The organism is Arthrobacter sp. TJ-270, assembly GCF_058269075.1.
The window spans coordinates 49,827-64,662 of the sequence record NZ_JBZCNB010000008.1 but is presented as its reverse complement, the minus strand read 5'-3'; the positions used below and the strand labels follow the sequence as shown (position 1 = coordinate 64,662).

11 protein-coding genes are annotated in these 14,836 nt (G+C 64.8%); 4 read left to right on the top strand and 7 right to left on the bottom strand.

The window, feature by feature from the left end:
• Positions 1-46 precede the first annotated feature (46 nt).
• Positions 47-4,129, top strand: coding sequence for a S8 family serine peptidase (locus AC4D2M_RS14190; protein ID WP_490892537.1), 4,083 nt, complete (start codon positions 47-49; stop codon positions 4,127-4,129).
• 87 nt (positions 4,130-4,216) lie between these two features.
• On the opposite strand, the gene AC4D2M_RS14185 is transcribed toward AC4D2M_RS14190, so the two are convergent.
• A complete protein-coding gene (locus AC4D2M_RS14185; protein WP_490892536.1) occupies positions 4,217-4,762 on the bottom strand; it encodes a CGNR zinc finger domain-containing protein in 546 nt (181 codons plus the stop codon).
• Positions 4,763-4,797: 35 nt separating this feature from the next.
• Positions 4,798-6,279, bottom strand: a complete 1,482-nt coding sequence (locus AC4D2M_RS14180; protein ID WP_490892535.1) for a helix-turn-helix domain-containing protein — start codon at positions 6,277-6,279, stop codon at positions 4,798-4,800.
• Positions 6,280-6,411: 132 nt separating this feature from the next.
• On the opposite strand from AC4D2M_RS14180, the gene aceA reads away from it, so the two are divergent.
• From aceA to AC4D2M_RS14165, 3 genes are all read left to right on the top strand, one after another.
• Positions 6,412-7,734, top strand: a complete 1,323-nt coding sequence (gene aceA / locus AC4D2M_RS14175) for an isocitrate lyase (RefSeq protein ID WP_490892534.1) — start codon at positions 6,412-6,414, stop codon at positions 7,732-7,734.
• Positions 7,735-7,834: 100 nt separating this feature from the next.
• A complete protein-coding gene (gene aceB / locus AC4D2M_RS14170; protein ID WP_490892533.1) occupies positions 7,835-9,451 on the top strand; it encodes a malate synthase A in 1,617 nt (538 codons plus the stop codon).
• Positions 9,452-9,588: 137 nt separating this feature from the next.
• Complete coding sequence (locus AC4D2M_RS14165) at positions 9,589-10,284, top strand: DsbA family oxidoreductase (RefSeq protein WP_490892532.1); 696 nt, start codon at positions 9,589-9,591, stop codon at positions 10,282-10,284.
• Positions 10,285-10,338: 54 nt separating this feature from the next.
• Here AC4D2M_RS14165 and AC4D2M_RS14160 read toward each other — a convergent pair whose 3' ends face one another.
• From AC4D2M_RS14160 to AC4D2M_RS14140, 5 genes are all read right to left on the bottom strand, one after another.
• Positions 10,339-11,013: a LytR C-terminal domain-containing protein gene (locus AC4D2M_RS14160; protein WP_490892531.1), complete on the bottom strand. Its 675-nt coding sequence runs from the start codon at positions 11,011-11,013 to the stop codon at positions 10,339-10,341.
• Complete coding sequence (locus tag AC4D2M_RS14155; RefSeq protein ID WP_490892530.1) at positions 11,006-11,305, bottom strand: type II toxin-antitoxin system VapB family antitoxin; 300 nt, start codon at positions 11,303-11,305, stop codon at positions 11,006-11,008. The genes AC4D2M_RS14160 and AC4D2M_RS14155 overlap by 8 nt, the downstream gene beginning before the upstream one ends.
• A 96-nt stretch (positions 11,306-11,401) precedes the next feature.
• Complete coding sequence (locus AC4D2M_RS14150; RefSeq protein WP_490892529.1) at positions 11,402-12,739, bottom strand: multicopper oxidase domain-containing protein; 1,338 nt, start codon at positions 12,737-12,739, stop codon at positions 11,402-11,404.
• The gene (locus AC4D2M_RS14145; RefSeq protein ID WP_490892528.1) at positions 12,736-14,124 is read right to left on the bottom strand and encodes a multicopper oxidase domain-containing protein; all 1,389 of its coding nucleotides are present in this window, start codon (positions 14,122-14,124) and stop codon (positions 12,736-12,738) included. Before AC4D2M_RS14145 ends, AC4D2M_RS14150 begins: the two co-directional genes overlap by 4 nt.
• Positions 14,117-14,749 (bottom strand): DUF4352 domain-containing protein, encoded by a 633-nt coding sequence (locus AC4D2M_RS14140; protein WP_490892527.1) that lies wholly within the window; start codon positions 14,747-14,749, stop codon positions 14,117-14,119. The genes AC4D2M_RS14145 and AC4D2M_RS14140 overlap by 8 nt, the downstream gene beginning before the upstream one ends.
• Positions 14,750-14,836: the final 87 nt, after the last annotated feature.

The window sequence follows — 14,836 nt, the reverse complement described above, 5'->3', positions numbered from 1 at the left end:
TGGACTCAAGCGGTATGGCCTTGACTCTTCCTTCTTAAGGAGAAGCATGAGCAAGTCATACCGCCGGGGATCAGGAAGGGCTGTGTTGGCGTCGCTGACCGGCCTCGTCCTGGCCTCCAGCATGTGGGCACCAGCGTCAGCAGTGGAGGCGCCGGATTCCGGGAGCCCTACTGCCGAAGGCATCGCACTTCAACCGGCATTCGACGCCAAGGTCAGTCGGGAAATCGCCGAGAAAACGGGCCCGACGGCGGCCTTCGTCCAGTTCGCGGGCAAGGGAGCCTTCGAACAGACGCAGCCGGCCACAGTCCGCAGTAATGGGTTCACCACCCCGATCCAAAGGACCGCGCGGGTTTTGGAGATTCGCGCCGGTATCCAGGCGAAGGCGGCTGAAGTCGCGGCCCAAGCTTCTGCCTCGCAGTTGTACACCACCACGAACACTATCCCCGGCGTCGCGATTCAGGGCGATGCTGAGGCAATCAGGGCACTCGCTGCACGTCCGGATGTCGTCAAGATCACCGGAATCGTGCCGAAGACCATCGGCAACAAGGGCGCGGTCATCGACACCCGCGCACTGGAGGCGTGGAACGCCCGAGAAAACACCGGTGAGGGAATCACCATCGCCGTGTTGGATACCGGGCTCGACTACACCCATGCGGGCTTCGGCGGCCCGGGCACCATCGAAGCGTTCGAGCTGGCAAAGGCAGATACCGTACCTGATCCTGCGCTCTACGATCCGGCCAAGTTCCGCGGCGGCTATGACCTGGTGGGAGACGCCTACAACGCCGACGACCCGGTGCGCTCAACGCCCCAGCCGGACCTGAACCCCCTCGATTGCGAAGGTCACGGTTCCCACGTTGCGGGCACGTCCTCCGGTTACGGTGTCACCGCCGACGGCACCACGTTCGAAGGTGACTACAGCACGTTGAGCGAGGACGACGTCAACGCGATGCGCATCGGCCCGGGATCTGCTCCCGAGTCCGGCATCGTTGCCCTCCGCGTTTTCGGTTGCGAAGGTTCAAGCCTCGTTGTGGGGCAGGCACTGGACTACGTCCTCGACCCCAACCGTGACGGCAACTTCGACGATCGCGCGCAGATCGTCAACATGTCGCTCGGATCCTCCTTCCCCGCGTACGACGACCCGGAAAACGACATCGTCAATTCGCTGACCGCGCAGGGTGTCCTCTCGGTTGTATCTTCCGGTAACGACGGCGATGTCTACGACATCGGCGGCTCCCCCGGCAGCGCCGAATCCGCACTCACCGTTGCAGCCAGCGTAGGTTCCCAGGTCACTCTGGACCGCGTCGATGTGCTGGCGCCCGAGGAGGGAACCGCGGCTGGTCAGTACAGCGTGAACTTCAACTACGTCGAGGCGACGGAAGCCCAGTTGACCGGAACGGTTGTGAAGCCGCCGGCCGGCCTGGACCCCTTCGGCTGTGAGGCATTCCCGGCCGGCACCTTCGACGGGGAATGGGTCTGGCTGGAGTGGGAAATTCTCGAGGCTCCCTTCCCCTGCGGTTCCACCGCCAGGTTCGACAATGTCGAGGCCGCAGGTGGAGCAGGCGTAGTCCTGAGCTCACCACGCGATGTCTTCGAGTCGGGCATCGCCGGAAACAGCACCATCCCCGGTGTGCAGCTCAACCGCGCGTCCTCGGAGGCACTTGAGCCTGCCGCGGAGCAGGGCACTCTCCAGATCCGTCTCGATGCCACCTACCAGGCAACAGCCACTGGCCCCTCGATCGCACAGGACACCCTTGCCGGGTTCTCCTCGCGGGGTGTCCACGGCTCCAACGGCGTGGTCAAGCCCGACGTCACTGCTCCCGGAGTCTCCATAGGTTCGGTCCAGGTGGGGTCCGGCGACGGTGCCTCCGTGAAGAGCGGCACCTCCATGGCAGCGCCGCACGTTGCCGGCATCGCCGCACTGGTCCTTTCCGGGAATGAGTACAACCCGTACCAGGCCAAGAGCGTCATCATGAACACCGCGACGCACGATCTGCTGACCAACGGCGGAATCCCCTACGCACCGAACCGTGTTGGTTCCGGCCGCGTGGACGCCATCCAGGCTCTGGATACGTCCGTTCTGGCGTACGCGACGGAGCAGCCCGCGCTCACGTCGGTGAACTTCGGCGTGCTGGAGCTCGGGACCGAAGCTCTGACTGTGACCAAGCAGGTCACAGTCCAGAACAGGTCGAATGCTCCAATCACCTACAACACCAGCTACCTTGAGGCATCGACCATGCCCGGCGTTGTCATCTCGGTGTCCCCCGCGGTGATCACGGTTCCGGCCAACAATCCCGCCGTCCTGGACGTCACCCTGACCATCCAGGATCCGACGGCGCTGGCCAAGACCATCGATCCCGCTGCGGAACCGACCCAGGCCGGAATCCCGCGCCAGTACCTCGCTGACGTCTCCGGCCGTGTGCAGCTGGCTGGTCCGGACGGGCAGGAACTCCGTGTTCCCGTCTATTCGGCTCCGAAGCCCACGTCCGACATCTCTGCCGGTCCGGAGATTGTCTTCGATGATCCCTCGGATCTGGTGAGCACCATCGCGCTGTCCGGTCGCGGACTCGATCAGGGAGTTCCGGGCGAATCTGCCTACCAGTCGATTATCTCTCCGCTCGTTCTCGGTGCTGAAAGCCCGAAGGCGGCCGAGCGTGCGCTCGAGTCCCTGTACTCGTTCGACCTGCGTGCAGTCGGTGCCGCTTCAACGGTTCCGGCACTTATCGATGCAGCCGGGGATCCGGCTGTGGGCGTCCTGAACTTCGGTATCAGTACGTGGCAGAACTGGGCGCAGCTCGGGGGCAACAACGGTGTATCGATTGATATCGACACCGACGGCGACGACACCGTGGACTACATCGTTCAGACCCTGCGGGCCGGCGACCTTGGGCCTGCGGCTCCGACGCTGGACCTGATCCTGTTCGAAGTGGTGACCATCGACGATGCGGGTAACCCCGTCTTCGACACCGACCTCTACTTCGCCAACGGGGTGGACGGCAGTGTGGACACCAACACGTTCGACACGAATGTCATCACCCTGCCGGTTCCTGTCGCCGAGCTGGGCATGGACGCTGCGGCGCTGAGTGCCTCGGCGCCAGTCAAGTACCGCGTCTCAACCTCGAGTGCGCTGAATGTTGATGAGAATGGTGTCTCGAACGGGCCCGTGGACACCACCGACTGGATCAACTTCAACGTCACGGAACCTGCCCTGTGGTTCGAGGGTGGGGAGCCGGCATCCGCGTCGTTCGTCTCGGCCGATGGAGTAACGCTCAACGTCAACCGTCAGGAGAACGTTACCGACGCGACGGCGCTCTTCATCCACCACCACAACGCGACGGGCGAGAAGGACGAGATTGTTCCGATCTCCGTCGTCGGTGCGTCCGCTGTCAACAAGGATATGGACGGCGACGGCAATCCTGACGTCGTAGTCCGCAACTCCGCCGGACAGCTGCTGCTCTACCCCGGCAACGGTTCCGGCGGCTTCCTCGCCAGCCGTGTGATCGGTACGGGCTGGAACAGCATGAACGCGATCCTGATCCCCGGCGATTTCAACGGCGACAGCATTTCCGATGTCGTGGCTCGGGACAGCGCGGGGCGGCTCTGGCTGTACGCGGGAACCGGGAACGGGGCCCTCCAGCGGGACACCCAGATCGGTAACGGTTGGAGCGGTCTCGGGATCGTCACACCCGGTGACTTCGACGGCGACGGCAATGTGGACCTGATTGCCCGGGCCAGTAACGGAACGCTGAACCTCTACCCGGGGAACGGCACCGGTGGCTTCAAGACGCGGTCGCAGATCGGGTCCGGGTGGAACGGTTACACCATCGTTGGCCCCGGCGACTTCAACGGTGACGGCAACAGGGACCTGCTCGGACGCGACTCCACGGGGAAGCTCTTCCTTTACCCTGGCAACGGAACGGGTGGCTTCGGCACTCGCACCCAGGCCGGTACCGGGTGGAACGGCTTCACTCTCGTAGGCCCCGGCGACTTCAACGGTGACGGCAGCGCCGATCTGGTGGCCCGTGACTCCGCAGGACGTCTCTTCCTCTACTCGGGGAACGGCACCGGCGGTTTCGCAGGCAAGGCCCAGATCGGCAAGGGTTGGGGCGGATTCACCTGGATGGTTCCGTAACATTCTCGTGAAGTAAGTACGACAGAAGCCCCCGGTGCAGTCCAAAACACCGGGGGCTTTCTTCGCGTTCGACTCGCGGGGATGATGCTAGGCCGACTCCGCCCGCTCAGCCAGCCGCGCACGGTATGCCGCGACGGCCGCCCGGTTCCCGCAGCCCGATTCGCAGAACCGACGGGACCGGTTTTTCGACAGGTCCACGAGCACGTTTTCGCAATCCGGCGATGCGCAGGTCCGAAGCCGGCCCAACTCCTTGCTGCGGACCAGGTCGACGAAGGCCATTGCCGCCTCGACCGCCATCCGGGCAGACAGCGGTGCCTCCCGTGGGGTCGCGTGAATGTGGTAGTCCCAGGAGTCGTGGCGGACCAGCTGCGGCAGGGCGTTGAACTCACGCAGCAGCGCGTTCACCGATTCCACGACGAAGTCTTCATCCCCGCTCCACAGCTCCCGCAGACGCGGGCGAAGGCGGCGGACGGCGTCGAGCTCAGCATCATCAAGCGTAAGGTTGCCGGTCCAGTTCCAGTCGCGGGCGAAGCGGTCTAGGGTTTCGACGTCGGAAAGCTGTTCGCCGTCCTCGGTGTTCACGAGCGCGGCGGCGCTCCGCAATCCCTCTTCGGTGTCATTGGCAAAAAGCATCTGGCTCCTGTTCGAGTGGCTCCACTGTACAACCGCTAGCCCGAGTGCGTCTGGAGGAAGGAATAGACCTCGGTCTCGTCCACGCCGGGGAAGGCGCCCGGGGGCATGGCCGCCAGCAGATGCGAATGCGCCCGCGCGCTCGGCCAGGCAAAGCCGTACCATTCCTGCGCCAACGACGACGGCGGCAGCTTGCAACATGATTCCTCCGGGCAGCGGGACTCACCACGGATGGTGGTTTCGCGTCCCCTGAACCACTTCACGTGCGCGTAGGGCACCCCGACGCTGAGGGAGAACTCGCCGGCCGCTGCCCGCTCGGTCCGAGCGGTGCACCAGTAGGTGCCGCTGGGTGTGTCGGTGTACTGGCTGTAGGCCGAGAACCTGTCGGGTACGTCGAACACCACCCGTGAGGTCCACTTCCGGCACGAAGGCTGGCCCTCGATGGCGCCGGTATGGTCCTGCGGGAACGTTACGCCGTCGTTCTCGTAGGCCTTGTAGATGATTCCGCTCTGGTGGGTCTTTTGGAAGTGGGTGGGGATGCCGAGGTGTTCGGTTGCGAGGTTGGTGAAGCGGTGGGCTGCGGTTTCGTAGGAGACGGCGAAGGCGTCCCGGATGTCCTCGACGGCTATTTCCTTGGCGGCTTTCGCCGTCTGGAGGAACTTCACTGTGGCCTTCTCGGGCAGCAGCAGCGCCGCCGCGAAGTAGTTGGTTGCCACGCGTTGCCGGAGGAACTCCCGGTAGTTCTCGGGGGTCTCATGTTTCAGAACGTAATGGCCCAATGCCTGGAGGAGCACGGACCGCGGGTCATGGTCGGTGCGCTGGAACTGTGTGAGGTAGATGCGCCGGTTCTTCAGGTCCGTCACCGAGCGGGTGGAGTGCGGCAGGTCGCTCACGTGGTGCAGCGCGAATCCGAGATGGGCTGCGATGTCGGCGATGAGATGCTGCGAGAGTGGCCCGCTGGTGTGGCCGACAGATTCCAGAACCTTCTGCGCCTCGGCCTCGATATCGGGGAAGTAGTTGTTCTGCCGGCGCATGATGCCGCGCAGTTCGGCGTTGGCGCGGCGGGCCTCCTCCGGGGTGGCGACCTGCTCATTCATCCGACGCTCGAGTTCCGCCTGCAGCCCGACGAGGGCCTCGAGCGCCTCCATCGGCAGCCGCGCCGATGTCCGGACCTTCGGCAATCCCAGTGATTCATACAGCGGCCCGCGTTGGGCCCGCTCCAGCGCAATCTCCAGCGCGGCGCGCCGGCTCGGCGGCTCAGCACCCAGCAGCTGGTCGACGCTCACCTCGAGCGCCTTTGCGAGCGATTGCAGCATGCCCAGCCGCGGCTCCCGCTTCCCGTTCTCCATGAGCGAGAGCTGGGACGGCGCGGTCCCGACGACGGCGCCCAGCTCCTCCAGCGTCATGCGCCGGCTCTTGCGCAGGTGCCGCAGGCGGCGGCCCAGGCTGATGGCGTCCTCACCCTCGGGGGCTTGCTCACCTTCCGGGGGCCGGGTGCGAGTCCAGCTCGAAGTCGTCATTTCTTGACGATACGCGAAGAAATGCGTTTCTTTCCAGAGGTTAGCTCTAGATCGAGTGCGCAGGATGGCGAATTGTTGATTTCATCAGCATTTACCGCCGAGGCAAAGTCGCCTCACGGAAGGAGAAAAGCAATGACGCAGGACGCCCACAACCCGATCGACAATGATGCACGCGCCGAGGCCATTCGGGAGCTCGAGCTCGAGTGGTCAGCCGATCCGCGCTGGGAAGGGATCCAGCGTGATTACTCGGCCGCCGACGTCGTTCGCCTTCGGGGCCGCGTGCAGGAGGAGCACACGCTCGCCCGTCGCGGAGCAGAGAAATTGTGGAATCAGCTCACCGCCCAGGCACAGTCCGGTGAGTACACGCACGCCCTCGGTGCCCTGACCGGAAACCAGGCCGTGCAGCAGGTGAAGGCCGGGCTGAAGGCCATCTACCTGTCCGGCTGGCAGGTCGCCGCGGATGCCAACCTGTCCGGCCAGACCTATCCCGACCAGTCGCTGTACCCGGCGAACTCGGTTCCACAGGTTGTACGGCGGATCAACAACGCATTGCGGCGTGCGGACCAGATCGAATGGGCTGAGGGCGTGCGTTCCGTTGAAGACTGGCTGGTGCCCATCGTCGCCGATGCGGAGGCTGGTTTCGGTGGGCCGCTGAACGCCTTCGAACTGATGAAGTCGATGATTGCCGCCGGCGCCTCGGGGGTTCATTGGGAGGACCAGCTCGCGTCCGAGAAGAAATGCGGACACCTCGGCGGCAAGGTCCTCATCCCCACGCAGCAGCACGTCCGGACACTGAACGCGGCGAGGCTCGCGGCCGACGTCGCCGGTGTCCCATCGGTGATCGTGGCCCGGACCGACGCCGAGGCAGCCACCCTGATTACCTCCGACGTCGACGAACGGGACCGGCCCTTCCTGACCGGCGGTCGCACGCCCGAGGGGTTCTACGAGGTACGCAACGGGATTGAGCCGTGCATCGCCCGCGCTCACGCCTACGCCCCCTATGCGGACCTGATCTGGATGGAGACCGGCACTCCCGACCTCGAACTGGCCCGGCGCTTCGCTGAAGCAGTCAAGGACGAGTTCCCCGACCAGATGCTCGCATATAACTGCTCGCCGTCGTTCAACTGGCGCAAGCACCTCGACGACGCGACTATCGCGAAGTTCCAGCGAGAGCTCGGCGCCATGGGCTTCACGTTCCAGTTCATCACCCTGGCCGGGTTCCACGCCCTGCACTACTCGATGTTCGACCTCGCCCACGGCTACGCCCGGGAAGGCATGAGCGCCTACGTCGAGCTCCAGGAGAAAGAGTTCGCCTCCGAATCCCGCGGCTACACCGCCACCCGGCATCAGCGCGAGGTCGGCACCGGCTACTTCGACCAGGTAGCCAGTGCCCTCAACCCGACCGGCAGCACACTCGCCCTGGCTGGCTCCACCGAGACCCAGCAGTTCTCCTAACCCCTCGCTCTCTCCCGTGAGTCGGCAGGACACACCCCTTATGGGCGCCCATTCGGGGTGTGTCCTGCCAACTCAACGCAGCTCTTAAAGGAGTTTTCCCATGAACATCAACGGCATCACCCTCACCGCCCTGCCGATTCCCCGGCAGAGCGAAATCCTCACCTCCGAAGCGCTGGACTTCCTCCGGGAAATCCACTTGTTCGCCGAGCCGCGCCGGCAGGAGCTGCTGCAGCGCCGGCGGGAAGCCCGTAACCGCATCGCCCGCGGCGAAGACCCGCGCTTCCTTACTCACACCGCACACATAAGGAACGACGACGGCTGGCGGGTCGCGCCCCCGGCTCCCGGCCTGGAGGACCGCCGCGTGGAAATCACCGGTCCCGTGGACCGCAAAATGACGGTCAACGCCCTGAACTCCGGCGCAAACGTGTGGCTGGCAGACCTCGAGGACTCGCTGACCCCCACCTGGTCCAACGTCATCAACGGACAGCTGAACCTCCACGACGCCCTGCGGCGCCGGATCGACTTCACCACCGAGGATGGCAAGGACTACCGCCTCGGGGAGAAGCTGCCGACCGTCGTTGTACGTCCCCGCGGGTGGCACCTGCCCGAGCAGCACATTCTGATCGACGGCGAACCCATCTCGGGCGGTATCGCCGACTTCGGCCTCTACCTCTTCCACAACGCCTACCGGCTCATTGACTCCGGCCGCGGACCCTACTTCTACCTGCCCAAGCTCGAGAATCATCTTGAGGCCCGGCTGTGGAACGACGTGTTCATCCGGGCCCAGCAACTGCTCGGCATTCCGCGCGGGACCATCCGCGCAACCGTGCTGATCGAGACCATCACCGCGGCCTTCGAAATGGAGGAAATCCTCTACGAACTCCGCGAGCACTCCTCCGGCCTGAACGCCGGCCGGTGGGACTACATCTTCTCGATGATCAAGAACTTCCGGCTGCGCGGCCCCCGGTTCGTCCTGCCTGACCGCGCCATGGTCACCATGACCGCACCGTTCATGCGCGCCTACACCGAGCAGCTGGTACGTGCGTGCCACCGCCGCGGCGCACACGCCATCGGCGGCCCAGCCGCTTTCGTCCCCAGCCGGCGCGACGAGGCCGTCAACGCCGTCGCACTTGAACGAGCCCACACGGAGAAGACGCGGGAGGCCGGTGACGGTTTCGACGGCTCGTGGGTGGCCCATCCGGACCTCGTTCCGGTTGCGCGGGCGGTGTTCGACGTCGTACTGGGCGAGCAGCCCAACCAGCTGGACCGTCAGCGCACCGACGTGGTGCCCGATGCCCGCGCGCTCATCGACCTCACCGGCACGCAGGGCCTCATCACGGAGGCGGGAATCCGCACCAACCTTGAGGTGGGGGTCCGCTATCTTGAGGCCTGGCTGCGCGGCAACGGCGCGGTGACGCTGAAGAACCTGATGGAGGACGCTGCCACCGCCGAGATCTCCCGTTCGCAGATCTGGCAGTGGATCCACGTCCACGCGGTCACCGACACCGGCGAAATCATCACCCGCGAATGGGTTTCGGAACTGCTGGAGGAGGAATTCGAGCGGCTCCCCCGCTTCGACGATGACCGGTACGACGACGCCCGCCAACTGTTCGAGGAAGTGGCCCTCGGCGAGGACTTCCCTGAATTCCTCACGCTTCCCGCCTACAGCCGGCATCTCTGCACCGGACGGCGTCCTTCGCCGGCCCTCCAGCGGTAGCGCCTCCCCTCGAGTTGGCAGGACACACCGCGAAAGCCCGGGGTAACGGGGTGTGTCCTGCCAACTCAACGCGGCGTGTAACGGCACGACGGCGGTGCGCGGGAATAGCACGCCGCCGTCGTTCCGTTGCGAAAGGTATGCACATTGAAATCTGGTCAGACGTCAAATGCCCGTGGTGCTTCGTCGGCAAGCGCCGCTTCGAGAAGGCCCTCGCTGAATTTCCGCACCGTGACAAGGTGGAGGTCACGTGGAAGAGCTTCCAGCTTGATCCCAACCTCCCCGACCACTACGACGGCACGGAACAGCAGTACCTTTCCGAACGCAAGGGCATCGCTCCGGAGCAGGTCCGCCAGATGTGGAACCAGCTCACGTCCTCAGCCGACGACGTCGGGGTGAACTTCGACTTCGACTCCGTTGTTGTCGGTAACAGCTTCACCGCCCACCGTTTCCTGCATCTCGCCAAGTCGCTGGGTCTGGGCAACGAAGCCAAGGAAGCGATCCTCTCGGCGCACTTCGAACAGGGACTGAACACCTCCGATATCGATGTCCTCGTGAAGCTGGGACAGGACCTTGGCATCGATGAGCAGTCGGTCCGCGACACCATGGCCGGCGACCGATTCGCCGACGACGTACGGCGGGACATCAGCGAAGCGCAGACCCTGGGCGTCAGCGGCGTGCCGTTCTTCGTCATCGACCGGAAATACGGCATCTCCGGCGCGCAGCCGGTTGAGCTGTTCCGGCAGGCGTTGGATCAGGCGTGGCAGGAAGCCCACCCTCTGATCCCCGTCTCTGCCACAGCCGACGGCGAGGCCTGCGGTCCGGACGGCTGCTAGCGAAGCGGCCGCGACCGTCGTCGGTCGTCCGATCCGGCTGGCCTCAGGCGCCGGTCAGGGAGCGGACGGCGACGGCGTGGCGCTAGCCGTGGACGGCAACTCACAGGTGAGGGCACCCGGTTCGGTGTTGACTTCTTCTGCCGGCACCAGGGCCTCGAACTCGGAGCCGAGGACCACGTCCACGGTGTCGTCCGGCCGCTCGTCCTCGACGTAGGTTGTACCCGGGATGGCGCGCTGCAACGTGAATGCCTGCTCATACCCGGACGGCCCGGAAACGATGATTGCGGTCATGTTGGTCTGGCCTACCGAGCGGTTGCCGATGGCCCCCAACACGAACCCGCGTTCCTCGAGGGCGGCCGCCGCGTTGCCGGCCAGACCGGCGATGCTGGTGCTGTTGAGAATATTCACGGTGACGGTGGCTGGATCAACGAGCTCGAACGGGCCGGCAGGGCACGCGCTCACGGGGCTGGGCGTCGGCTCGCTTGCAGCGAGCTTGATGTCTCCCCTTGCCAGGGCGAGCGCGAAGAGCACTGCCGCTGCCAACAGCGCGACGAGCAGCACCAGGACCACGCCGTGTCGCAGCCTGCGCATGTAGACGTGGGGCCGCTCCACATTGCCGTCGTCAGCGAAGACCGTTTCGAGATCGTTCTCGGTAACAATGCGGTGACCGTGCCACTCGATCGGGTTCTTCTTGGACCGGATGGGCTTTCGTCTGGGAGGCCTATTCATCGATGACCAGGACGCGTGCATGGAGGATGGTGCGCTGATGAAGCGCCGTACGCACGGCCCGGTGCAGTCCGTCCTCGAGATACAGCGTGTCGTTCCACTGCACCACGTGCGGGAACAGATCGCCGAAGAATGTGGAGTCTTCTGCCAGCAGCGCCTCAAGGTCGAGGGTGGTTTTGGTGGTGACGAGTTCGTCCAGCCGGACCTGGCGCGGTGCTACGCCTGCCCAGTCCTTGGGCGTCACGTGTCCGTGGTCGGGATATGGGCGTCCATCACTCACTGCTTTGAAGATCACCAATACAGCCTAGGCAAGATATCGCCCCAAGGGAATGTGACGCTCTGGAGGCGCCCCCGTCGCCACCGAATTGGTTATCAGTCTTTTCCGGAGGGGTCAGGTCGCGTCTATTGGAACCGACCGCTTTCCAACGACAGCCCCGGTGATCCAGTCCTCCCACTCGATGTGAAGGTAATACCTGCCGGGCGCCGGCGGGTGAAGCAGCATATCGAAGCGTTCAGCGGCACCATAGGCCAGCCTGCTGGTTGTGAGTGGATAGCCTGAATCTCTGCAGCTCAGCGCGGGTGCGCCGGGCACGGAGGTATCCCGGAACGGGCGCCCGTCATGGGAAATCAACTCGGCAATAGGAACTTCCACCCCTGCTGCGTCGGTGAAGGTCACCAGATTTGGCAGATAGTTGGCATTCACCGTTCGCAGCAGGGTCGGCTTCTTCGGCCCTCCCTTGACGTTGGCCCGCAGTTTGGACAGGCTCCACACACGCTCCTGACCAGCGGGACGCCGCGCCAGTTCGCCGCCCAGTAGGTAGAAATGCCGGGGTTCGAACCGGTTGAGGCCGGTGTCTTCCCCGGACAGTCCGTCCGCATGGTTCATCTGGTGCCAGCGCGGATCCAGGCAATAGGGAGCGAAGAGTGCCTCGGTGTCGATGTCGTACTCCGGCCCGTCCACGAAGGCACGGCGGGCTCCAGGACTCACCGGATAGTCGGGGTGCACTACAGGGTCGATCACGAGCGGACCGAACATCCCCATCTGAACGTGCAGCGGAGTATTGACGTGGCAGTGGTAAAAGTAGGTTCCGGCTGCCCCGTAGTTGGGGTCACCGGGACGGCCGGCTTCCGGCTGCATCTGGTAGGTGTACTGTCCGTCCACCTCGAAGGATGTGTGCCCGACGCCGTCGTTCCGGGGATCCGGCTCCATGCCGTGCCAGTGGATGGTGTGCGGGCCCTTGCTCGGATGCACCGTGGCGTGGAACACCTTGCCCTCCTGAACCCGGAGGGTCGGCCCGGGGAACCCGCGCTCGTACCGGTCGTCCTCGAAGCTCCACATCTCGAACAGCGCGCGGTCGTCCATGCGCAGATCCCGGCTGTGGAATGCGAAGTCGACGGCGACCGCCGGGGTTTGGCGGAACTCGGTGACCGGGTTCAGCACCTCCAGTTGCGCAGAACTGAAGTCCACCTGGCTCTCGAACCGGTGATGCAGCGTCGGTTCCGTCTCAGGTGCAGCTGCGGCCGTTGGAGTAGGTGACGCGGCCGCCGTCGCGCTGGCTGATGCGGAAGCGGATGACGAGGCGCTGGTGCTTGCGCTGGGAGAAGGGCTGGTTGTCGCGCTCGGACTGGTCGTCGCACTTGGTGACGGGGAGGCTGTGGGCTGACGGGTCGGTTTGGCTGTTTTGCGCGCCGAGCGACGGTCAGAGCGCTTCCGGCGGGAGATTTTCACTGCGTGGCTCCTGGATTGGGGCCCTTGAGGGTCCAGTGGGCAACAAGGCCGCCGGGATAAAGGCCGCCGGCTGCGGTCTGTGACGGTTCCGCATGGCAGTGCATGGGGTAAACCCAGTCGCCGGTGCGGGCAAACCAGACCGGATCGATGGCGTCCGGCGGTCGCTTGATCGGGATGATGCAGTCCTTGCGGTCCATCGGCTCCAGTTCAACGACGTCCTCCCACTGCTGTAGGACCACGTGGCCGTCGCTGTCGACGAATCCCTCATGACGGGGCCAGTCCGCATTGTTCCGGCGAACCGTCCAGATATGGTTTCCATGGAAGTGCATCTGGTGGAAAACAATCCCGGGGTTAACCAACCGCACCAGCTGCCCGCCGCGCAGGGTTCCCAGCTCGGTCCCCTCGCCGAACTGACGTACATCGAGCTGTCGCGGATATCCTGAAATCAGGGTTTCCTCCTCCGTGGCCAGGTTGACCGCGTCGTCGTACGTGATGCCGAGGGATTCGAACCCGCTGCGACCGTTGAGGGTGAAATACCGGGGAACCGCCCGGGTTTGCGCAGGATTTACGGTCTGGCCCGAGGCCTCCATGGACGCCCACCGGGGCTCAACTGCGTGGGAGATCCAGAGCCACTGGCGCTCGAACGTTGCGCCGTCCGCCGCGATGTCCCACTGGTGCGCCGGGTCCATGACCACGAGCACCCCATAGAGGCCCAGGACCCGTTCCACCGGGGCGTTCGTCGGATCGGCGAAGATGTAGGTCCCGGGCCCGGGGCAATCGAACTCCAGGAGGGCCACCGAGTCGGGGGCAATGGGACCGGTGGTGAGGTCGCCGCCGTCGGGCCCTGCCCCATGCACCGTAAGGGTGTGCGGCTTGTTCAGCCGGTTCTGCACGCGCAGCCGGACAGTACTGCCCAACTCGGCGATGATGGTCCGCTGCGGGAGATAGCTTGCCCAGTAGTTGCGGCGGATGAAGTATTGGCCCAGGTTGGCAGGGTCGGGGCCGACCGGGGTTGGTGTGCCGCGCGGGGGCAGGGGTGCCCCGAGCGGATAACTGCGGCTCGGGATTACCTCGCCGGCCACCGTGATGACCGTCGGGTCCATCCCAAGACTCGGACTGGCGTCATCAATGTCGGTGGGCCTGCTGCCGAAGCCGCGGTGGTAGACGAGCGTGTCGTCGACCATCTTGAGGTAGCCCTCATTGATGTAGAGGTCCAGCACGCCCGGCAACGGCGCCAACGCCAGTGGAATGGACGTGCGGGCCGTCCGCGACGGTGGGGTGCCGGGTCGCACCAGCGGCAGGGCAGCAAATCCCATGCCGGCGGCCGCACCCAGTTTCAGGAGGTCCGCGCGGGCGAGTATTTCCGGAGGCAGCTGCTCAGCCATGGTTGTCCTCCAGGGAGCCGGGTCGAACGGAGATTCGAGGAAGCGCAAGCACCAGCGGAGCCGGGCCGCCCCAGGGGTCCGTGAACTGTGCCGCGAGGCTTGATGCGCCGCTCGGGACGAGGAAGCTGATCCACAGGCTGCGATGTGAGCCGGCGGGCAGCAGGATCTTTGATACGTCGGCTGCACGGTTGGTCACCGTCGTCGTTTTCGTGACGATGAGGCGCAGCTGCCCTGGTGCAAACAACACGTTGCGCTCGGAGGTGTTGTGCACATTGAGCTTCACTGCCAGGTGTTCGCCCCAGGTGTGGTTGAACGGTTGGGCGGCGCCTGCTGATGAAGCGGTCCCGTGTGGGGAATGTGCGCTGGTTGTGGGTGCACCGGTTGCCCCGATCAGCCGGGACTGCCGCTCGGCGGCTGCGATCCGGACGGAACCGAACGACGTCGGAACCTCCTCGGTGCCCCCGGCGGCGGAGATTATGCCCCAGCCTGCTGCGGTGCCCAGTGCACCGGCGCCTATCAGAATGCCAAATACTCTTCGCGTGATACCGTCGGGACGATCGGCTGCCTCCCCAGGCATCAGGTCAGCCGCATCCTGCCCGGCCAGCGCGAATCTTTCGATCGCCATTACTCGCCTCTATGTCATGCGTGGATGCTGCAGGTCCTAAGTTTTATCTCCATACCTTGGAGAAACCCTTGGCCCTGAGACGTCATC